Here is a 22,602-nt window from a genome sequence, read left to right on the forward strand (position 1 = left end):
TTAATACTATAACAATACTATTTTTTTTAAATCACATTCGCTGTAAATCATAGTTCATTCTTTATAAACTATGTTCCTTTATCACTATTTCTACTAATATATCCGGGATTGAAAGCATAAATAAGAATATGTACTAATATATATATTAAGTTTAGAAGCATTGGGTTCTTATTAAAAAGAGTCTCTCTAAATGTTATAAAAACAAACTATTTATTTCCAAGTTATTTTAGCTTTTCTATTTTCGGTATCTAACCATACACTCGCATGTTCAAATTCGCGAGTAAACTCCCACCCTACTGGAGTTACACGTTTGTAAGCGCCTTTTGGAGCACCTAAAGGTTTAGAAAGTTCTGGATAGTTTACTAAATTTCCATCGGCTAAATTCCAAGACCAATTATATTGAAAATAAGCATACGGTTGTGCTCCAATAAGGTAACACGCTTGATAAAATGTAACTTGATCTTGAGACAGTTTTGGCATTGCTGCCTGTTTTGTTTTTTTATCAGCTTTAGCTAATGCCGTTCCTGTTGTTTTTGCTCCAAAACGGTAAATAGATATTTTTCCTGCTTTGGCAATCTTAAGCATCTGATCCCATTCTTTTAACAATACTTCTTTAGTTGTAAATTCTTGTCCTGCATGTTCAAACATAAAAGCATCTGCAGACGGAAATACAGCCTCGACTTCTGCCGCATTATTTCCTAAAACTATTTTATCTGGTCCTAATTTATTTTTCAAAGCTGCCATTAACTCGCCTTGTGCTTTTGCAACCTCAGCACTTTTATCTTCACGTAAATAATCAAAACCATGCATTTGATCTATAAATGCTCCATCTGCTCCAGATTCTTCTACGCCTTTGGCAACTGTATCTACCCACCATTTGCGAAAATCAGGATTTAAAACATCGAAAAAATACACCAATTGAATGTAATGATCTCTGTAAGCTAGTGCTCCTGTTTCTGGATCTTTAAGTAAAAACGCTTTAAGATCTGGATGATTATTGATCTGTTCTGGTGTAAAATTCTTGCTATATGAACTAAATGGCCAGGCATACGCTGAGTTAAAATAAAACAACGCTTTTATTTCTGGTTTTTCCTTTTTAAAAGCAGCTATTTCATGTTTCGCACCAAGTTCTGAAGCGCCATAAACTTTAAGCCCGTGTGATTTTTCTATGCATATAAAGTCTGTTCGTGCTGCTATATATGAAACCTCTTCTGGTGTTAATACGCGTTCTATATCTCCGAACATATAATACATGGGAGTGCTATTCCAATTGAATTTAGGATACCCTGGATTTGAAACATACACGCTACCATCGCTATTAAAATAAGATGTTTTGGCATCTGTTTGTGCGTTTAAATGTACCGATGTAAATAAGAGCAACATAATGGCACAAGTATATGTTAGATCTTGAAATTTATTTTTCATTGTAATTTATTTCAACTGTTATAACTTCTCGATATACACATAATAGGCAGGATGAACATGTCCATCTTTATCTATTAACTGTGCTTCCATATCGTATTTTCCTGCTGGGATTTTTCCTTTAAAAATAACCTCTTGCTGATCTTTATCTATTTTTAAGGTTTTATCTAAATCTGCAACAAACAGATAAGCTTCTGTAAAATCTGATTTTACACTTGCAGGCATAGTTTTATCAAACACTATCGCTTCCTTTTGAGCAGGGAATTTTGAATTAATACCGAGTCCGCTTTCTCTAGGAAACCGACGCAGTGTAATGGTATATTCTCCATCTTCTACAAACTCTATTTTCCAAGCTCCTGATCCCGTTACACCCTCTACAGCTCCGTTTTGGTGCCATGCTGGTGTATATTTTCCTGAAATTAGATCGTGAGCAGAGATTCTACTCGGGTTTTCGTAAGGAGAACCTACTTTTATATATGCATATCTTTCATCTACGCCATCATCCATAAAAGATTGCCACCAACGTTCGTAACCTTCAGCTAAACGGGCTGCAACTTCTGGATGTGCTGCAATTACATTTTGTTCTTGTGCTAAATCCTTATCTATATTATACAATTCGTCACCATCTACTAAACGCCAATTATTATCCATTACTGTATATTTCTTATATTTTATTAGATTTTGTTTTCTTTGGGTATCCATATATAAAATTCGGTTTTCCCAATCGGCATTTTTATCATCTAATAAGGGCTTTAAACTTTTACCGTCAAGTGGTTTTATCGGATTAAAATCTAATCCAAGTAAGTCTACAAACGTTGGTAACAAATCGTAATGCGCCACTAGATTATCAATATCTTTTCCTCCAGTAAGTTGCCCATCAGGCCAACGGATAAAAAATGGCACCCGATGTCCGCCGTCATACTGACTCCCTTTTCCTCCTCTTAAACCAGCATTGTATGTACCACGTCCTGCCGACGTTCCGTTATCTGTAGTAAAAATTAAAATGGTATTATCTGCAATTTTAAGAGCATCTAACTTATCTACTAATGTCTTAAAATTATCATCCATATTAGTGATCATACCATAAAATCTGCGGAGTCTAGGATCTAAATCTTTATATTTTTCTCCTTGATATTGATCGTAATATGCTTTTGGTAAATTATAAGGAGAATGCGGTGCATTGGTAGAAATATAACAGAAAAATGGTTCGTCTTTATGATCTTCAATAAAAGTTATCGCTTCAGAAAAGAAAACATCTGTACAGTAACCTTCATATTTTTGAAGCTGTCCATTATGCCAATAAGTATCGTCGAAATAATCGTTTCTCCAATAATCTGGTCCTTGTCCAATTCCGCCACCACCATGTCTAACAACTTCATGAAACCCACGATCTATAGGTCTAAACGGATAATTATCGCCTAAATGCCATTTACCAAACAAACCATTTGTATACCCATTTTGAGCCAATATTTGAGGTAAAATAACCTCATCTTCAAACAGTAAAGACCGTCCGCTAATCGTATGATAAACATTTACTCGATTACTGTGGCGGCCAGACATGATTGCACTTCGAGAAGGTGCACAAGTAGTACTTACATGATAATTAGTAAACCGAATGGCTTGATTATAAAGTTTATCGATATTAGGCGTTTTTACATACGGATTTCCTGTTGCTCCCAAATCTCCCATTCCCTGATCGTCTGTAATGACGAAAACAATATTAGGTTTTTGCTTGATCTGTTTTTTATTTTGACTATAAATTGAATTAACAGTACTACATAAAACTAATACTAGAAGAGATAAATGATGTGTTGCTTTTTTCATTTTTAAAGTGATTATTTTTTTAAATTTACTGAGATTACACGAGCCACTTCCTTTCCTTGTTGTTCACTTCCCAAGGCATTGTAATGTACATTCCCTGGTTCTTGTGCCCATGCTTCTAAATGTGGTTTTGTATATGTATATAAATCGTTTACACTTATGTTTGGATACTCAGAGAGAACCTCTAAAGCCGCTTTATTATATACAATACTATCTCCTTTTTTTCTTCCTTTAGCCTCTTCTGGAACTGGTGTTGTTGTTGCAAAAATTAATTTAGCTTCAGGGTAATTTGCTTTCAAATAGTTGCATATCGCTCTTAATTGCGCTTTGTATTCGCTTATACTCGACACTTGTTCTCCACTTATATTTAAATGTTTTCCTTTTAGATATTTTAAATCGTGTAGACCTACATTAAAATGAATCACGTCCCATTTAAAATTCCAACCTTGTTCTAAATTAGGCTGAAACATAGTGTTATGCATTTTTTCCATATTTGGAATAAAATCTTTACTAGCCCCACCATTTTTAAATAACCGAATAACATTAGCCTTTCCTGCTAATTTTTTTATAACCGTAGACGAATACATAATTGACACAGAATCGCCATAAATAAGTACATTAGGCAGATCTGCTTTGGGGTCGATATAATTAAAAGCATCGGTTTTATACACAGATCCTACATTTCCGCATAATGTCTCCCACGCTTTTTTACAGACAATAGGATTCGTATCGTTAGTCTGCTGAAAACCAAAAGATAACGGTCTCACTCCTAATCCCAACACAGCTGTACCTAAAAGGTTTACAAAGGTTTTACGTTTCATTTTTATTATAAATTTTTAATCCAAAAAAGTCTCAATGGGAATACTTTTATCGCATTCCTTTATTTATCTCCTGCTTATTCACCCTTACATTCACTTCAGACAGATATTATTTATTTTCAGCTTGATATTTAGCGACTATAGCTGCGGCTAATTTTTTAGCGCCTTGTTTATTTAAATGCACACTATCTTTTAAATCGGCTTCTGAGGTTACAACATCTAAACCACGAACAAGATGTAAATTATCATATTGTTTCTGAAGCTTTTCAATAACCGCTGTGCTGCCATTACGCCAGACGTCCATCCGATTTTCTGGATTTACTTTACCCACAACGGTAGTGGTAAATGTTTGTGATACACAAATGATATCGGCTTGCGGAAACCTACTACATAAACTACTAATAAGAGTTTCATAAACCGGTAGCACCCCACTAATGGGATCTGCTTCATAGGTCACATCGTTATACCCCCATAATACGGTAATTAAACGTGGAGATAATCCATCAAAATTTCGTAAAGTTTCAATCGAAATTTCAGATCCGCCAGTAGCTAAGTTTACGTAATCAAATCCTAAAGCATCGGCCACACCGTAAGGATATGTATCTACAGTTCCAGATTGTCCTACACCATGAGTTATAGAGTTTCCAATAGCCACGTATAGTGGCTTTTTAACTTCAGGTAAATCAGATAATGTGTAACCTGCGGACAGCTCTAAACCTAAGAACTTCACTCCTGAAAAATGAGGTAGGTACACCTCCCATTTGTTGGTCTCTTTCGATGGATTAGCAATGGTAAACTCTAAATCTGAAATAAAATCATAAACCTTGACATCGTCCTTAAAAACCGTAAACCGTCGCTTTCTCCCTTGACTATTTTCTAATTTGTCAAATTTTAATGTTATAAGCGGACTATTTGTTTTAAAACTAATACTAATTCCCGGTTGTGTTCTTGCTCTAGTTATTTCCAGCGTCCCATCGAAACCAGCGTTAAAAAAATCTTCGGTATATCGATATAACTCAGCTTCGGATTCTGTGACCTTCGAAAACAGTACACCATTATACCGCAAAGCACTATCGTTTGGTTTTATAAAGTTACTTTCCACAAAACTAGATTTCTCTTGTGCCGTTACCATAAATATAGTACTACAAAACACTAAAAGCAGGCTGATTTTAATTCTATCCATAAGGCTTAATTTATTACATATTTTAGTCTAACCGATTCTTGGTTGTTTATATTAATCCAAAAACAGTTCTATTGGTACGGCGGTTTCAAACTCTTTAATCCGAATATTTCGATAATAAATCTCTGCCGTTTCCGATTGAAATCCGATAATTCCTGATTCTGGTGTTAAATTGAATGCCATATTTACAATCTCTCCATTCAGTTTATGAATGGTATATTCTCCACCCATAACAATAATTTCACAAGTATTCCATTTATTGTTTAATGCATTATAATTTGTAGTAGGCTTTGCTAAATGCATCCAATCACTTTTATCTTCTGGAATTCCTCCATCTTTTGGAGCTAAAAACGTTTTCCCATCTTTAGACGAAAACCCAATCATAACCTGCACCGCTAGGTCTTATTAAATCTCCAGTATGATTGTTATTGGTTATTTGATTATAACGAATTTGATATTCAATACCTATGGGCCAAACTTTATCGTCTGTAACATGATAATACACACCAGCATCGTACTGCCATCTATCAAAATTATTTGTGATTTTTTCTCCCCATTTATATTGAAATCTCAAAATGTAATTACTGTATTCTTTATTGGTATAAAATAAGCCATGTGTTGCATTCTCGCCTGTATTTAAATTTAAACTATCGGGCATATTCTTAAAGACGTGCACCTCTTCATTTTCTATAGCAAAGGCTTTTTTAGCTTGTTGGGCATCTCCGTTTCTTAACTTTAAATGCCAACCGTCCCAATTTTCACCATTGAATATTTCAACAAACCCATTATCTGATAATGGATCCGATTGCCCATTCATGACCATGACGTTTAGTGCTAGAAACCCGACTAAAAGAATAAAAGGCCTTAATTGTTTCGCTTTCATTTTAATTGAATTTAATGAATTTGGTTATTTAACAGTTATAATCTGTTTCTCTACAATTTCTGCTGAAGACTTCCCAATCTGGATTTCATATCGTCCAGGATTTACCACATATTTTTGTTTAGCGACATCCCACCATTCCATATCATCAATAGAAAAACTCAATGTCACTTGCTCTGTTTCTCCTTTAGAAACAGACACGCGTTTGAAGGCTTTTAACTGACGAATAGGCTGATAAACTTCAGAATCTAAATTAGTAACATATAATTGAACAACATCATCTCCATCCATGACTCCTGTATTTTTCACATCCAAAACAGCCGTGACTTCTTTTTTCTTCTGAGTTACTTTTAATCCTGTATAATCGAATGACGTATAACTTAATCCATATCCAAACGGATAGGTTACATTATCTTTCATATACATGTACGTCCGTCCTTTACTGATTTCGTAATCTTCAAAATCTGGTAATTTATCAGGATCTGTATAGAAAGTAAGCGGAAGATGTCCTGAAGGATTCTCTTTACCTGTAATTAATTCTGCTAAAGCGTAACCACCTTCTTGTCCAGGGAACCATTGTAATAGTATTGAAGGCACAAGCTCATTTAATTCAGCCAATTGCATGACTGTTCCGCCATTAAGAACCACCAACATATTAGGATAAATAGCCGCCAATGCTTTAATTTCCTCCATTTGGTCTTCTGGAACAATAGAATTCATGCGGTCATGAGACTCTTTAGACATTCTCCATGTTAAACCTCCCACATAAATTAATAATTTATCCTCAGGATTTTCAACAACCACATCGTCTTGTGGTTCTACCCATTTTAACAAGGCCCGAGCAGGTTCTGCTTCGCCATTATAATACTCTACTTTTAAGTTTACAGCTTGCCCTGCTTCAAGAAAAACCCCTTGGGATTCATCTGAATCCTGTGCTTTGCTATGCCAATTATCTATAACTTTTTCATCATTTATCCAAACGCGTGCTCCGCTTAATGCCGTAATTGAAAAATAATGTACTCCAGTACGATTAGGCGTTAATTCTGCTGTCCAACGTGCAGAAAACGTAGGTTGTGGAATCTCAGGATCTATATGCGCTAGAGGCTTTGGTAAATCTAAATCAAAACCGCGATCTGTTCTTACCGAAACCGGCTCACCTTCAAGTTTAGTTCCTGCAAAATATTCTCCGGTTACACCTTTAGTATTTGGTTTTCCAGGTATATTTAAATTGCCTTCAGGAATAAATAACCACTTGCCTCCTAACTGACTTTTAATTTCAAAACGATCTCCAGCAATTTTTTTCATTCCCAACATAGGTGTTGCAGCAATACCAGCTGCATTTCCGCTATAAGCTCCAAAAGGTGCATCGTTTACATAAGGTCCTGCAAAAAGAATAGATTTATATTTCTCAGGTGTTGCGGGCAGTACATTGTTCTTATTTTGTAATAAAACAGCACCTTCACGAGCAATTTGTCTGGCGATTTTTAAATGATTTTCTGAACCTACAACAGCTGTTGATATTTTAGTATACGGATTATCTTCATCTGAACGCAAAAGTCCTAACTTAATACGTGTTGCCAGATTACGGATAATCGCTTGATCTAAATCTGATTCTTTCATTAAGCCTTGTTCCACTGCTTGCTTAGACCATTCTCTTTCGTTTACTTCTGCAGCACGATCTGAACCTGAATACATATCTACTCCAGCTGTAATCATCATTGTAGCAGCTTCTGGTCCGTTTTTAGCATATTTATGTTTTTCAACCATATGTCCTGGCACGCCAACATCGGTAACAACTGTACCATTAAATCCCCATTCGTTACGTAAAACATCGGTTAACAACCATTTATTTGCCGCACATGGAATTCCATTTAAACCATTATAGGCCACCATTATAGATTCTACATCTTCTCGAGCAATAACATCGCGATACGCTGGGAAATAATATTCACGTAATGCACGTTCTGAAACATCGGGACGGACATACAACCGGTTATGTTCTGTATTATTGACCACAAAATGCTTTATAGTTGCTACCGTTTTCAAGTAATCTGGATTGTCTCCTTGCAATCCACCTACAAAAGAACTCGCTAATTCTGTTGTTAAAAATGGATCTTCTCCATAGGTTTCTTCGGTACGTCCCCAGCGTGAATCACGAGCCATATTAATTACAGGACTCCATAAGGTTAAGCCGTGATATCGTTTTGCTTTATCTTGGGCAGAGTCTGCATTATTAAGTGCACGCGCTTCATCACTAATAGCTGTTGCCATATCTTTTATTAAAGGCGGATTCCAACCAGAAGCCATAGACAATGGCACAGGAAACTGAGTTGCCTCACCTCGACGTGCTACACCATGCAAGGCTTCATTCCACCAATGGTGACCCGGAATATCTAAACGTTCTATAGGCAAACTGGTCATTTCTATGAGCCCAACTTTTTCATCTAAAGTCATTTGTTTTACCAATTCCGTTGCTTGCTTTGTTGCTCGCTTATGAAGTGCTGTTCGGTCTTGAGCAACAGTTGTTCCTGCAAAGAGCATAGCAATACAATAGGTCGCTATTAAAATGTATTTTTTCATATTATTAAATTTCTATAAATGAGTCTTTCAAATGCTTTAATCTTCCGTTTTACAACTGCATCTTTTCTATATACAATACTATTAATTTTCTATAATAAAAGATATAACTCATCATTCAAGTACTATAAACTATGATTCATTTTGAGGTTGACAATATTATATCATGGATTAAAAGTTATTAGGTAAAAAATGCCTCATAATTACTTTTTAGAAGTAACTATGAGGCATTATACTATTTTGATTTTAATAAACTACTTCATTGCTTTTGCAATAGCTAATTTTATCATTGGTGTTTAATAATCTAAACACATAATATTATGTGCAATACGCACAATTCTAATATATCCTCTATTTTCTGCAATACTGTTAATCAATTAAAGCATTCCAATTACCTCCAAAATAAGCCTTATCAATGTCTTTAATTTGTATTTCGTTCTTTACGCGTTTTGCCTGATCAAGTAAATCCATATAAATATAAAATTGCAACCAATACCCATAATTATACTTCTGATTTTCTGATTTTGGATCTTTCATAAATGCATACCACGAAGTATTTAATCCCTTTTTTGAAGCAATTTCCAACGCGATTTCTGCTTGCTCCCAAATAGCATCAGACATAGACTTATGCAGTGTTCTATAATCTTTATATTCCATTTCAGATATATTGATAATCTCACAGCGATCATCAATACCTAATTCTTTTAAAGACACCGTTTTTTCAAAATGGGTATCTCCATCGATGTCCATTTCAATTTTATCGATAAAGCCATTATTATCAGTATCCTCATATTTAAAGGTACTAAAAGGGCTAAATTCATTTTGTTTTCGGCTATGTCTAGGCTCATAGAAGTCTTCTACTCCACCCCATGCCTGATAAGAAAAAGCCAATTGATCTATTCTCCATGCGCCCCATTCTGCTCCATAAAGATGTATTTTTCCATCAAATTTAGAGATATACAAATTCCCGTGTCCACTGTTATCCAAATCCCACTCTCCACGGTCTCCAACCGCATCAGATTGAATATGATTATCTAATCCACCATTCCTTGCACTCGTTTTAAACAAATCCATAGGATCGTAAAACTCTACGCGTTCCCAACGTTCACAATCATCATCTTCATCATACACAAAAACAACCTTATCCCATTTACCTCTATTGTAAGTTAAATCCAGAGCGGTCTCAAAACCAGGATAAATTAACTCAGAAACAGCTCTCCATCGGGGATCTTTAATAAATGTATCCGCTTCTTTTACTCTTTTATTCTCAAACTTGTGAACCTGATCCATATAGTCAAATCCTTCACCTTCAAATTTAATCGACATATCAAAATCATATTCATTGCTTGGTGCATTGTCATTATCTAAATCTAAAGATATTGCGACATAGCTAATCTTGCCTTCTGTATATTGGTTCGGAAAATTAGTAGGTCTATCGGTTCCCCTAAACGTCATCTCTGTTAATCCATCTTCATCGTAATCGAAAAACAAAAATGGGTTCTCCCAATTTAATCTCAAATCGTGCAAGCGATCTGTTGTAGCATGTGCCTTCAAGAACGTACTCTGTCCAGAGTAATCTTCTATAAAATTTGATTGTCCCTCATGTAACCAAGCACGAAGACGAAACGTATTCCAGTCAAAATAGTTAAATACATTATCTTTATCGGCATCTATCATCCACATATAATGTGGTCCTCGCCTTGTTCCCTTCGGTGCATTATCTATATAAACTTGCATATCTGCAACGCCATCTCCATCTGTATCGACCCAATCGAATGCTGCATCATTGATATCACAATAATTTCCATCTTTGTTAATATCAATCAGTAAACAATCGCTATCTGTGTCGCCTTCAAAATCGCCTTCTTTCATATCGTCGTCATCGTCAATCCACATGATAGGTGTATTATGAATTGTAATGGATTTTATAATATCCGGATCTCCATCATTATCCAAATCGATACTAGTGGGCTCATATCCTATCGGAGGCAGAGGTAAACGATAAGATACCAACGGGGTATTGTTGTTCCAATAATCGGATTTTGAAGAATATTTTCCCTCCTGTTGAGCCAATCCGATAAATGGAATGGCTAGACTAAAATATAGCGTTAAAATAAATCTATTCATAGATTTTAAATGTTCTTAAAGTTTACATGAAGAATAAAAAGAGAGTCTTCGTTTGGGACGCTATGGTTTCATAACGCTTATTATATCTCGTTGATCTACAACTATTTTACAAGCCTCTAAACCATATCTATGTTTGAAGCCCCCTATTACATTCTATATCTCTATTTTTTTAAAACCGTATTAATAGCATCATTCACCATAGGCTCCATAAGTAGGTAACCATCTGTATTTGGATGCACAGTATCTCTACCTAATTCTTTTTTCAATCCTTTTTCTGCATTTACCATTGGCGTATAATAATCTAAAAACACAATATTATTTGCTTTGGCATATGCTTTAATAAGGGTATTTAATTCTATAATTTTATCTGCAGGCTCTATAGATGGGCTCCATGAATAACTAGACGCAGGTAATACTGCAGCTAGAACAACTTCTATATTATTAGCTTTAGCCAACTCTGCCATTGAAAAAATATTTGCAGCAACACGTTTTACACTTATCTCTCCTCTATTACCAGCAATATCGTTTGTTCCAGCAGAAATTACAACTACTTTGGGTTGCAACTCAATGACGTCTGGTTTAAATCGTAATAACATTTGTGCACTTGTTTGTCCGCTTATTCCTCTATTCACGTAATTTGGATTGTCTTCAAAAAACACAACATGATCTCTATCCCAATTATCTGTAATAGAATTCCCTATAAACACCACTCGATTTTCATTTTTAGTTGGTGCTTTTAACTTTTCATTTGCTTTTTTATAACGGTTTAAATTTGCCCAATCTTCAGTAGGCGTTAATACTATTTTTAGAACTGTCGCGTTATTATTTGGTGCAACTTCAGGTACAAAAACAGTTAAATTACCATCAATTAACTTTGTTTTTAATTTTTTAGCTCCATAATCAAAAAAAGCTGTTCTTACTTTTATATGTCTATCAATAACCAACTTCCCGTCTTTTGGCCAATCGGAAACAATCGCATAAATAACATCATCTTTTTTAGTGTAATATCCCCAACTTGGTTTCTCTAACGAGGTTTCTGAAACATTAGATATAGCCTCTTTATTTTCGTTTTTCCAAGTTTCACCAAACTGGTCGTATTCAGAATTTGATTTCTGATTAGATTTTTCTTGTGCAAATCCTGTACTTAGGCACATTATTCCTGCAACAAAAAGGATTATAGTTTTTTTAAAAAATTTCATTTTATATGATTTTAGTAGATTTTTATCTATTCAACTTTTTTTTGTTCTTTTTCTAATTGACTGAGATTATATAGGTTTACTAATCCCATAGATATTCCAAAGAATAAAAAACGAAATATTGACTTCCATATTATAATTTCTTTTGTTCCCCAATATTCATCAATTCCCATCAGAATAGTATATAAAATCCCACTATACAAACCTGTTTTTATTGATTTTTTTTGAATTGCATTCATAATTGTACTTTTTAAATTTTTCATTTCCATTTAAAGTAGAGTCTGAAATAAACACCAATTCCAACGTAAACAAAAAAATAACATTGCGGCATGCGAATAGCACTACTACAATGTTATTATTTTTAATTGAAATTTGTTCTAAATTATGGTTCAACGTCTATAAACTATAACTTATTTAATCTATTTTAGTTCTATTTTAATAACCGTTACCGTAGTATCTGGTGCCAGCATAGGCACATCTATAAGTAATTCCCGAGATGTTCCAAGAGTTTTTAATTCTGTTTTTGGATCTGTTAACACTGTAGCTCTTTTTACTTTGATTTCTTTGTTTAATTTTAAAGTACCATCTGTTGGCCAATCGAAAACATGAGCATAAAGCACACCATCTTTTTGAGTATAACGTCCCCATTTTGGTTTTTCATATGGACTTGCAGAAGCTCCATAAATAGCTTCACCGTTTTTCTTAGTCCACTGCCCCATTGCTTCTAAACGTCTAATACTTTCTGCAGGGAATCTACCGTAACCATCTGGTCCAACATTCAATAAAAAGTTTCCTCCTTTAGAAACAATATCTACTAATTTATGAATTAAATCTTCACTACTTTTCCAGTTGTTATCAGAAGGTTTATATCCCCAAGTTCCATTCATAGTCATACAAGCTTCCCAGTCTGAATCTATTCCTGTATCAGGAATTTCTTGTTCTGGTGTACCAAAATCTCCAGCAAATTCTCCCGGATGATTATTCATACCGTCCATTCCTGTACGTCCTTTATCCACTCTATTATTTACAATTGTATTTGGTTGAATATCGCGAATGTATTTGTACAAATCTTTACCCATTTCTGTAGTATAATCTGAAATCCAATCGCCATCAAACCAAACGACTCCAATATCTCCGTAGTTTTTTAATAATTCACCTACTTGAGGTTTCATATAATTCTCATAGTATTTTGGAAATTCTGGATTTACCACAGACGGATCGTCATGTTGAGAGATGTTATAATTTGGATATAAATTACCTTGTGCTTGTGGGTGATGCCAATCTACAATAGAGTAATACAGACAAAATTTGATATCTTGTTTTTTACACGCTTCAGCTAATTCTTTAACAATATCACGTTTAAATGGTGCTGTGTCCATAACATCGTAATCCGATACTTTAGAATCCCATAACGCAAATCCTTCGTGATGTTTAGATGTTAATACAATATATTTCATCCCTGCATTTTTTGCCATCGTTACCCAGGCATCTGCATCGAACAATTGCGGATTAAACATTTCGGGATATTTCTCATAATCTTCAATGGTATAATCTAACTTATCCATAGCCCATTCTGCACCTCCACCAGCAATTTTAGTACCACGTTCTCCTCCAATAATAGAGTATGCTCCCCAGTGAATAAACATTCCAAATTTAGAATCTCTCCACCACTCCATACGAACGTCATCAGACAATTTCTTCTTTGAACTTGCTTGAGCCATTGCTGGCCCTACATTTAACATGACGATTACCACCAGTAAACACATGTTTCTTAACGTATTCATTTTCATAGTTTGTTGTTTTATTTTTAATTAATTTGTTTGTATTTTAATAATCTTCTCAGACTGGTTTCTTATAATTACAAGTTCCATTTCATTTGTAGTGTTTTCTACATTTATTTTGAAAAAATCTTGAACATTATTCACAAGTTTTCCATTTGCTTTTAGAATAACATCTCCTTTTTTAATTCCATTGTTTTTAACGGCAGGACTTGGTTTCCATATTTTTAAAACAATAACGCCTTCTGCGGAATTTAATCCGTAAGCAGATTGTTCTTCTGGAGAATCTACAGATTTTAACTGATTACGTAACCAAGCGACAACGGGACTACTTGTGTTTTCTGAAGCATCTTTAATTACAGGAACTTTTGGTGTTTTAGCGATTGCTTTAAACGCTTCTTTTTGCACACCAAATTGATTCATCGGAAAATTTTTAAAGCCAATTTTTAATGCTGGAGAATTCTGTGCAACACTAAAATCTAAATGTTTTGGGGCTTTAAACATCGGATTGCCATAAGCGCTATGTAAATCTCTATCGTAAATTTGAGATTTCATCATAGCGACTTCATTCGGGAAGAAATTATAATCTAACTCTTTTCCCCAACCTAACAAACCAACATCCTGATAGGCATCACTAACTATATTGTGTTTAAAAACATCTTCACTATTTGCGAACCACACATGCGGATGCAAAGAATTATTTACCATTATATTATTTTCGACCACACGATTAAAACCTTCACGCAGCTTTAGCCCATTATTAAGCATTACATTATTATAAATATGATAGTTTGAAGACCCATCGTCTAAATCGACATCCCAACCATGATCGCAACGGAATCTATTATGTCTAATAATGGTGGTTTTAATAGCATCCCAAGTATACATATCTGGAATTTTTGTAGTAATACTGTCCATAACATGACGTTTTGGAAGCCAAAAACGATCGCGTCCCCAAGAATTAAACGAACCATGGTCGCTGGTTTCTAAAACCGTATTAAACACATCGTTAAATTCTATAATATGTCCGCCCCAAGTACCATCTCCAATATTTATTCCGGCTCTTGGCACATCGTAAATACTATTATGTCTTATCGTAATATCCATTGCCATAGCAATTTCTACACCTGCAGTTTGTTTTTCTATGCGTCCAATTCTGTGAATTAAATTATCTTCTACAAGACAGTTTCTAGGATATAAATTATTTTTTGGACCTGCAATTGTATCCATATCCTTTAAATCTACATATTCTGCATAATTAAATGAAGGAGAACGCACTGCAGAAGGATCTCCTACAAAAGATATTGCACTTGCTCCATTCTCGTAAATATGATTTCCTTTTACTTCTAAACCAGAATTATACTTACTTGCCATAATCACGTTTCCGCCTAAATTGGTAAACTCATTATTAGTTATTATACAATTTTCTGTGCCTTCAAAAAACAAAACGGCACCTCTATAAATAGACCAGTCGCTTCGCAATAATGGCTCGTAATTTTCCATGAACGTACGTTTGGTATATTTAAAAGTAATACCACTTATAGTAACATCTTTTACTGGATCTTGTAAAGTACCAACAACCTGAATTAAATTTTTAAGCACAGCAACTTCAACTATAGCCGTTTCTATATTTACATCTTGTGTTGGCCAATAGTATAATTTATGCGTGTCTGAATTTAAAAACCATTCTCCAGGACTATCTAATTCTTCGAACACATTTTCTACCATTCGAAACTCTTCGTGTGGTTTAGATCCGCGATTATTTTGTTGTCCGCCTTTTAAAATTGCAGTTCCGTCTTTATTAACTCCTGTAATTACAAAATGAAAACCGCCCCATTTTCCACGATGCAAAGCATTAAAGAAAGCCCCTTTTGGATGTTTCCATGTTGCAATTCGTTCCTTAGAAATAGCATCTACTGCATAACCATTCCAATACTGAGCCGTTTCATCGTAATTGGGATAACGTGCTAAAATTTGTGGTGTTTCGTTTATAATTAACTGATCGAAATCTAAATCAGGATCAACATCTGCTACAAAAATAGTTTCATTATAAGGTTTCCAATCAGGAGACAATGTCTTAGCCCCTTTAATAGTCACTTTAGAAGCGTCTGCACCAGATATTGAAATACCATTTAGCTCAGGTGTAATTAATATAGGATTCTCTATATTATAATCTCCAGAATCCATTTTTATTTCAATGTTTAAATCTACTTGTTTTTGTTTTAACTCTGAAGCTTTTTTAATCGCATCTTCTAAATTAGAAAACGGTTGGTTTTTACTACCATTAGGCTGCTCTACTATTTGGGTAGACACATACAATATTGTAGTTTCGTTTTGCTGAATATTACAAGAAAGCTGAGTAAAAACAAGGATTAAGATCAATAAAAAATGCTTCATAAAGAATACGTTTTAAGTTGGTTTAAATAGTTGGTTTACCTTTTAAATAGCCTATAGATTTTAAAAATAAATCTGATTGATGAACGGTCTCTATATAATATTTATCGTCTTTTTGTCTTCCTTTATTTAAAAAACCATGAGTTTGCCCATTATATAAATGTAAATCGCAACGATTACCTACAGCCTCCATTTTTGCTTTAAATTTATTAATAGTACTCACAGGAACATGTTGATCTTTTGTACCAAAAAACAGTACGGTTGGAGGCGCTCCTTTTTCAATATTATGTAATGGTGATATTTCCATATAACGATCTCCTATTCTTTCGTAACCATAACCTCCAGGACCATTATCTATTACAGGATTAAGAAGCACTAAAGCATTTGCTTTAGAACTTATAGAAACATCTTCATTAGGTTCGTCTAATCCAATAATCATAGCTGTTGCGGCACCAATATGTCCTCCTGCAGAAGCGCCCATAACTGCTATTTTTTTTGTATTAACATGATATTTTTTTGCATGTTGTCTTAAAAAACGAATAGAAGATTTAGCATCGCTAACGGCTTCAAAAGGCGTTGTGTTTTGGCGAGACTTTACTCTATAATCTACGAGTACCGTAACCATGCCACGAGACGCAAAATACTTTGCTTGTGGTTCTAGTTGCGCTATACTACCTCCCTTCCAACCGCCCCCAAAAAAGAGTACAAGCGTTGGGTATTTTTTTCGTTTCTTAAATTTAGATGGTTTATAAATATCCATTTTTAACGTATCGCCATTTATAATTTTATACACGACGCGCTCCGGAACAGTATCGAAAACATACGTTTTGGCATTAGTATTCTGGCTCTTTACGTTTGTAATTGTAAACAGGAACAGACATGTTATAGCTAAATATATTTTCATTTAATTTTTTGTTTTAAAATACAATTTGCACCTTACTGTACGCTTTTTCTAATCTAAACTCTAATTTATTTTGAGATAATCTTCCTATTTGGCCATTCCGTTTAGTTACTAATTCGTCATTCTCAAAAAGCCTTAATTCAGCAGCTTTCTTACCATTTACAAAAGGCGCACGAATAAGTATTGGACCATCACTTTCTATAGTAAAAGTATCTCCAAAACGTTCTACAGAAACCGTTACAGCTTCACCCGAGGCAATTATTTCCCAACCAAATTGTTTGTATTGATACATTCCTGAAATAAAGAAATATTTTACATCCTTAGCATTATTTTCTAATCGGGTAACAGATAATAATCCTTGCTGATACAAACTGTCTTGTGAAACAATAGCTTTTTCTGAAGTATTCAATACAATTTTATCTGTAGTTTTCTTATCTTTTAAAAGCACATTTATAACCTGCGTACTTGGATTGTCTTTTAATGTTGAATATGTTACATTTTCAATCGGGTTTTCTTCTCCTTTTATATACGGATTAAAAACAACAGCAAACGGATTATCCCAAGCTTCAGCTTCACGTTTCACAATTAATGTTTGTATAGAATCGTTTAAAACATTTTCTGGAGCTGTACCTTTACTAATTACATTAGATTTTGGAGCCTTTGCAGTATAAATTGTTTGATTTTCACTTCCTTTTATCCAAAGCTTCATCAGGTGATCTGGCTGATTTTCAGGTGTAAGTTTATAAAGCGCTTTTACATCTTTAGCAGTTAATATTTTCTTTTTACTAGTTAAATAATCATACCCTTTTATATCACCATATTTACTTCCAAAATCATCAGTGCTTTTTAAAGCCAACACCTTAGAATTTTTATCTAGAACTTGAAGCGATTGTCCTAAATTATGATAAAAATAATCGTGTCGTTGTTTTCCTAATTTCTGTGTTTTAGATCTAAATACATCTACAATATAACCTGTCGCAGAATTTGATTTTATAAGCGCTGTAAATCGTTGTTGATCTGCTTTTGCTTTAGGTTCAAAAAAAGATACTTTAGAAAACGTTAATCCTTTAAATCTTGGCGTAGTTCCTGATTTAGGAAACGATTGATCTAAAACAAACGGATGATAGCTACGCATAGCCTTATAATCTGAAATACCATTTACAATCACTGTATTATGTGCAGGAAATTTAGAGTAATATTCATTATGATTTTCGTGCCAATAACTAGATCCTTTTCCCATATCTGGGCCTAAAGCATATGTGTTTGCATACAATTCTATAGCCACACCATTAGCATGAGCGTGATTTCCGTAAGATCCAAATGTAGACGCCATCATGGCATTATCTCCTGTGCCTAAACGCTGATTAAACAAACTTACATTAGGCGCATAAAATGTTGGCGATGTTAATTTTTCTAGTCCGTTTTCTTTTGTTTTAACAGGCTTTAATTCATCTACATAAAAGAACAACTCGAATAAATCGTCTGCTTTTCTTGTGTATTCTCCTTTTGCAATCATTTGGTCTAACAAACCAGAAATTGTAGCTTCTTTTTCTGTTTCGTTATATTTTCTATAAGTTGAAATTAATAATTCGAAATTTTCTGGAGGTAATGGATTGTGATTTGAGTCTCCAAAACCAATAGAATATCCATTAGGAAATAAATATTGAAACGATGACAATGCTGCTTTTTCTATAATAGGAAAATGAGAGAGTTCATTAGCATTTGTAGCATGATCTAACAACGTTACAATATTTAATAAGGTTGAAATAACATGAATAGAATACGAGGCACTTTCTGGCCAAATACCTGTTTTTTGATCGTAAACTAATAACGATTCGTTAATTGATAATTGACGTTCTGTAGAGGTTTTGAAAATTAAATTCAAATAATATTCACGTCCTTTTCCATTTTTATAAGCCGAATTAGAATCTAACGCCATAGCGACATACGTTAAAAAACGGGCTTGAAATAAATTCCAATTATTATCGGGTACACCATTATTTACAATTTGATCTCCCCATTTTTGAAACACCGCTACATTATGATCTAAATTCACTTTATGATCTTTTAAGTAATCGTATAAAAAATCGTAAGTGGTTAATAAATGAATTAATATTTGTTCGTGTATCACTTCAAATGTTGCCAATCCAGAAAGTCGTTGTTGGTCAGAATTTGTTAAATCTATTGGCGCATCACGATAATACATACCTTCCATGTAGGTTTGATATACAGGCAAAGCAAAAGCAGCATATTTCTCATCGCCAGTAACCCAATATAAAAAGGCAGCATCTTTAACCAATTCCATAATACTTCGGTTCATCTCTTCAATGGCATGTCCCATTTTAGAAGGGTGCACCCATTCTTTTTTACCTGTATTTTTAGCCTCTAAATAATAACCACGAGGATCATCAAAATAAGGCTCCATATCTTCAAATCTTGGTTTTACATATTCGGTTGCCCAATCTCTAGTTCCAGAAAAACGAACTGTTGGTACAGGCGCAGAACCTTCAGAATAATCAAAATCACCTCCTTTTAAATATACTTTGTTATGCTTTGTTTTCCAGTTCATTTGCAATCTAGACACCAACCATGTTGGATCATCTTTACAATACGCTAAGTATTTTTCTAGATTTTTTATCTTTTTATCGACTAAACTTTGCTTCCAATCTTGGTTCTTAATATGCTCTAAAAACTCAGATTTTGAAGCATTAGATGTATAAATTCTAGGATGAGAATTTTCTTGAGCTTTAACATTTTCTACACAAAAAAGCATAGTTAAAAACACTAATAAGACGAACTGTTTTAATATGGTATTTGTATTTTTCATTTACTTAATTTCAATGTGAGAGCCCGCAGGATAGGTTTTCGATTTACCTTTTTTAAGTTGAATTATTACAGGTTGATCTGCCGAGTAATAATATGTTCCATTTTCAAATATTAGTTCTGCAGAAACGGTATCTCCAACTGCTTCAATACTATATTTATTATGCTGTAATAACTTTCCTTGTCCTAAATACAAATATTCAAACATCTCGTTTTTTTCTGAAGCAACTCCAAATACTCCTTTAAATTTCATCTTCTTTTTAGGGCTGTAAAGCAGATTATCTGTAGCGTTATATACAAATTGAGTACTATTTTTTGAATCTATTTTTAGACCTACAAAATGTGCTGAAGTTTCTATTTTTTCAATATTTTGAATCGATTTTTGTCCAGCATTATACGTTTCAAAAACAGAAACAAACGGATGAGTTTCTCCATTAATTCCATTCTGGCGCACAATTAAAGTTGGTGTTATTTCTGGACTTTTATTTACTGCTCCAGGTGTAATATCTTCTCTAAGTGTTGTTGGTGGTGCATCGACCACGTATAATTCACGATTATCTTGTCCCATCATCCACATATTTACTTGCAGGTTTGGAGACACTGCAGTCGTTGTCCAAGTGGCATTAAAATTATCTGTATAGTTTACTTTTCTTTGATTTTTGAAGAAGGCATAATTTTTATTGTATTTCACGCCTAAATCGTTTACCGCTTTTAAATCCAAAATTGTATTTTTAGTTGTTTTTACCTCTACTGAATTTCCAAGATTATGATGTATATAATCGTTATCTAATTGATTCGATCTAAATATATCTACATAATAACCCGTTGTTTTAGACGTACGTATCATAGCAACCACACGTCGTTTTTCTGCTGCAGAAACATCTGCAAAAGATACATGGTTTGAAGTTTCTGTTTTATTATAAAAACTTGCAGTAGTATCTACCGTTGGATTCATGGCATTTATAACAATATCTCCGCTACTATATCCTGGAACAATTGTATTAGATGCTGTAATACCTCTATGATAACCAGCATCTTTAGACCAGTACGATTCGTATGCAGAAGCATCTGGTGCCATAGCCCAACCTTTACCGTAAAACTGCATCGCTAAACCATTTGCTGTTAAATGCGATTTATGTTTTCCTCCATATAAAGTGAACATCATTCCGTTATTTTCGTCGTTTCCATTTCTCATAATCATGTGTTTATGAAATGGAGAATACGCCGCTTTATGAAAAGGTAATTCACTTCCTGAATTTGGTAAAGGCTGATTAAAAACAATGCCTTGCCAATCTGAAGTATTTCTATTGTACTGTCCGGAAGCTATATTTTTACGGATAACAGTAGCCATTTTTTTAGCTGTTTCTGTATCTCCTTCCCAAGTTGCATACGTTAAAAGCGATTCGAATGCCGAAATATTTGCTGGACCTCCACGCATATCACCAAAAACAACTAAGTTTCCTCGAGCATCTAACCATCCTAAATTTGCTAATGCCGCTTTACTAATTATTGGATTTCCTGCCAAAGTATTTACTCCAGATTTGTATAATTTTACGCCCATTTCTAACACTGTAGGAATCATTCCTGAGGCATAACCTGGAGATTCTGGCCATAAACCTGTTGTTTTATTATAAAACGCCAATATTTCTGGCAAACCGGCAAAATTCTCTCCCGATTTTTCGGTGTAAAATGGAATATAATACTCGCGTCCTTTTCCGTCTTTATAGAAACTGTTTGGCTCTAAAACAAGCATGCTATTCAAGATGTTTTTATAGCGATTTACATTCCAATTTCCTTTTTTTCCTCCACGAATCAAACCAATTTCTATAAAACGTTTAAAGACCACTCCAGCAACTTCTGATGTTGTTTTATTCATGGTTTTTAAATGTTCATGCGGATGTGCATTCAAATAATCATACAAAAAATCGTAAGCTATAGCTGTAGGAATTTGTCTATCGTCGTGAATTACTTCATAATCATAATAGCCCATAATTCCGCCTGGCTCATAACCTCCTGGTCCGCCTGTAGATTCTTCTGGATCTAAAGGTGGTTGCATATAATACGTTCCTAATAACCATGGCCATAAGATATCTGATGAAAATTTTGCATATTTTTCATCTTGAGTAACGTAATACACAAAAGCGGCTTGTTCAGCTAATTTTAAAATTTCAGCATTGTTAGCACGAATCATATGTCCGGTTTCTTTATACGGAACTAAAACAGGTGTTTTATCGGCATTAGAGCGACTAATTCCTAATAAATCTCCCGTAGCATTATACGGAATACGATCTTCTAAAGGTACATTTACATAATCATTCCAAGTACGCATACCTGGTAACCGTACGGTTGGCACAGGTGCATTGCCTTCGCCATAATCCCAATTTTGTTTCTTAATATAACATTGTGTATAATGTTCGCCATCTTTCCAATACATGGCTAATCGTGATACAATCCATTCTGGATCTGTAACATGACGATCTACATAAGGATCTATTTCTGATAATAATTGCGTCCACGATGCTTTGGCCCAATCTTCAGTATCAATCTTCTTTAATAATCCATCTCTATCTTGATTTTCTGCAAATAATCGCGGATGACTTGTTATATTTTGAGCGTGACTATGCATGCTTACTAAAAGGAAACTGATGACTAAAATAAATGTGTATTTAAATCGCATAACTTTAT

Annotated in this window: 15 protein-coding genes; all 15 read right to left on the reverse strand. The window is 34.2% G+C overall.

Annotated features, from left to right (window positions below):
* Window positions 1–210: 210 nt before the first annotated feature.
* The 15 genes from GQR95_RS14975 to GQR95_RS15045 all read right to left on the reverse strand — a co-directional run bounded on the left by GQR95_RS14975 (window position 211) and on the right by GQR95_RS15045 (window position 22,594).
* The gene (locus GQR95_RS14975; RefSeq protein WP_199269610.1) at window positions 211–1,425 is read right to left on the reverse strand and encodes a putative glycoside hydrolase; all 1,215 of its coding nucleotides are present in this window, start codon (window positions 1,423–1,425) and stop codon (window positions 211–213) included.
* Between the two features lie 18 nt (window positions 1,426–1,443).
* Window positions 1,444–3,246, reverse strand: coding sequence for an arylsulfatase (locus GQR95_RS14980; RefSeq protein ID WP_159023910.1), 1,803 nt, complete (start codon window positions 3,244–3,246; stop codon window positions 1,444–1,446).
* An 11-nt stretch (window positions 3,247–3,257) separates the two neighbouring features.
* Window positions 3,258–4,064 (reverse strand): SGNH/GDSL hydrolase family protein, encoded by an 807-nt coding sequence (locus GQR95_RS14985; protein ID WP_159023911.1) that lies wholly within the window; start codon window positions 4,062–4,064, stop codon window positions 3,258–3,260.
* 106 nt (window positions 4,065–4,170) lie between these two features.
* Complete coding sequence (locus GQR95_RS14990) at window positions 4,171–5,244, reverse strand: SGNH/GDSL hydrolase family protein (RefSeq protein ID WP_159023912.1); 1,074 nt, start codon at window positions 5,242–5,244, stop codon at window positions 4,171–4,173.
* A gap of 51 nt (window positions 5,245–5,295) precedes the next feature.
* Window positions 5,296–5,625 (reverse strand): family 16 glycoside hydrolase, encoded by a 330-nt coding sequence (locus GQR95_RS16975; protein WP_159023913.1) that lies wholly within the window; start codon window positions 5,623–5,625, stop codon window positions 5,296–5,298.
* A complete protein-coding gene (locus GQR95_RS16980) occupies window positions 5,606–6,124 on the reverse strand; it encodes a family 16 glycoside hydrolase (protein ID WP_159023914.1) in 519 nt (172 codons plus the stop codon). Before GQR95_RS16980 ends, GQR95_RS16975 begins: the two co-directional genes overlap by 20 nt.
* A 24-nt stretch (window positions 6,125–6,148) precedes the next feature.
* Window positions 6,149–8,701 carry a glycoside hydrolase family 3 protein gene (locus tag GQR95_RS15005; RefSeq protein WP_159023915.1) on the reverse strand — a complete coding sequence of 851 codons (2,553 nt, stop codon included), beginning with the start codon at window positions 8,699–8,701 and terminating at the stop codon, window positions 6,149–6,151.
* Window positions 8,702–9,067: 366 nt separating this feature from the next.
* A complete protein-coding gene (locus GQR95_RS15010; RefSeq protein ID WP_159023916.1) occupies window positions 9,068–10,825 on the reverse strand; it encodes a hypothetical protein in 1,758 nt (585 codons plus the stop codon).
* Window positions 10,826–10,986: 161 nt separating this feature from the next.
* Window positions 10,987–12,024, reverse strand: a complete 1,038-nt coding sequence (locus tag GQR95_RS15015; RefSeq protein WP_233265945.1) for an SGNH/GDSL hydrolase family protein — start codon at window positions 12,022–12,024, stop codon at window positions 10,987–10,989.
* Between the two features lie 26 nt (window positions 12,025–12,050).
* On the reverse strand, window positions 12,051–12,260 hold the full coding sequence (locus GQR95_RS15020) for a hypothetical protein (RefSeq protein ID WP_159023917.1): 210 nt from the start codon (window positions 12,258–12,260) through the stop codon (window positions 12,051–12,053).
* Window positions 12,261–12,440: 180 nt separating this feature from the next.
* Window positions 12,441–13,811 carry an alpha-L-fucosidase gene (locus GQR95_RS15025; RefSeq protein ID WP_159023918.1) on the reverse strand — a complete coding sequence of 457 codons (1,371 nt, stop codon included), beginning with the start codon at window positions 13,809–13,811 and terminating at the stop codon, window positions 12,441–12,443.
* A gap of 21 nt (window positions 13,812–13,832) precedes the next feature.
* Window positions 13,833–16,196 carry a PDZ domain-containing protein gene (locus GQR95_RS15030; protein ID WP_159023919.1) on the reverse strand — a complete coding sequence of 788 codons (2,364 nt, stop codon included), beginning with the start codon at window positions 16,194–16,196 and terminating at the stop codon, window positions 13,833–13,835.
* A gap of 22 nt (window positions 16,197–16,218) precedes the next feature.
* Window positions 16,219–17,097, reverse strand: coding sequence for an alpha/beta hydrolase (locus tag GQR95_RS15035; protein WP_159023920.1), 879 nt, complete (start codon window positions 17,095–17,097; stop codon window positions 16,219–16,221).
* 13 nt (window positions 17,098–17,110) lie between these two features.
* Window positions 17,111–19,921 carry a heparinase II/III family protein gene (locus GQR95_RS15040; protein WP_199269611.1) on the reverse strand — a complete coding sequence of 937 codons (2,811 nt, stop codon included), beginning with the start codon at window positions 19,919–19,921 and terminating at the stop codon, window positions 17,111–17,113.
* The gene (locus GQR95_RS15045; RefSeq protein ID WP_159023921.1) at window positions 19,922–22,594 is read right to left on the reverse strand and encodes a hypothetical protein; all 2,673 of its coding nucleotides are present in this window, start codon (window positions 22,592–22,594) and stop codon (window positions 19,922–19,924) included. It abuts the gene before it with no gap.
* Window positions 22,595–22,602: the final 8 nt, after the last annotated feature.

Source organism: Formosa sp. L2A11 (assembly GCF_009796865.1).
In the GTDB taxonomy this organism is placed as follows: domain Bacteria; phylum Bacteroidota; class Bacteroidia; order Flavobacteriales; family Flavobacteriaceae; genus Formosa.

Coding starts and splice junctions, on each gene's coding strand:
- GQR95_RS15035 (WP_159023920.1), bottom strand. CDS start 17,097: ATGAAAATATATTTAGCTATAACATGTCTGTTCCTGTTTACAATTACA.
- GQR95_RS14990 (WP_159023912.1), bottom strand. CDS start 5,244: ATGGATAGAATTAAAATCAGCCTGCTTTTAGTGTTTTGTAGTACTATA.
- GQR95_RS15045 (WP_159023921.1), bottom strand. CDS start 22,594: ATGCGATTTAAATACACATTTATTTTAGTCATCAGTTTCCTTTTAGTA.
- GQR95_RS15030 (WP_159023919.1), bottom strand. CDS start 16,196: ATGAAGCATTTTTTATTGATCTTAATCCTTGTTTTTACTCAGCTTTCT.
- GQR95_RS14985 (WP_159023911.1), bottom strand. CDS start 4,064: ATGAAACGTAAAACCTTTGTAAACCTTTTAGGTACAGCTGTGTTGGGA.
- GQR95_RS14980 (WP_159023910.1), bottom strand. CDS start 3,246: ATGAAAAAAGCAACACATCATTTATCTCTTCTAGTATTAGTTTTATGT.
- GQR95_RS16975 (WP_159023913.1), bottom strand. CDS start 5,625: ATGATTGGGTTTTCGTCTAAAGATGGGAAAACGTTTTTAGCTCCAAAA.
- GQR95_RS16980 (WP_159023914.1), bottom strand. CDS start 6,124: ATGAAAGCGAAACAATTAAGGCCTTTTATTCTTTTAGTCGGGTTTCTA.
- GQR95_RS15020 (WP_159023917.1), bottom strand. CDS start 12,260: ATGAATGCAATTCAAAAAAAATCAATAAAAACAGGTTTGTATAGTGGG.
- GQR95_RS15025 (WP_159023918.1), bottom strand. CDS start 13,811: ATGAAAATGAATACGTTAAGAAACATGTGTTTACTGGTGGTAATCGTC.
- GQR95_RS15010 (WP_159023916.1), bottom strand. CDS start 10,825: ATGAATAGATTTATTTTAACGCTATATTTTAGTCTAGCCATTCCATTT.
- GQR95_RS14975 (WP_199269610.1), bottom strand. CDS start 1,425: ATGAAAAATAAATTTCAAGATCTAACATATACTTGTGCCATTATGTTG.
- GQR95_RS15040 (WP_199269611.1), bottom strand. CDS start 19,921: ATGAAAAATACAAATACCATATTAAAACAGTTCGTCTTATTAGTGTTT.
- GQR95_RS15005 (WP_159023915.1), bottom strand. CDS start 8,701: ATGAAAAAATACATTTTAATAGCGACCTATTGTATTGCTATGCTCTTT.
- GQR95_RS15015 (WP_233265945.1), bottom strand. CDS start 12,024: ATGAAATTTTTTAAAAAAACTATAATCCTTTTTGTTGCAGGAATAATG.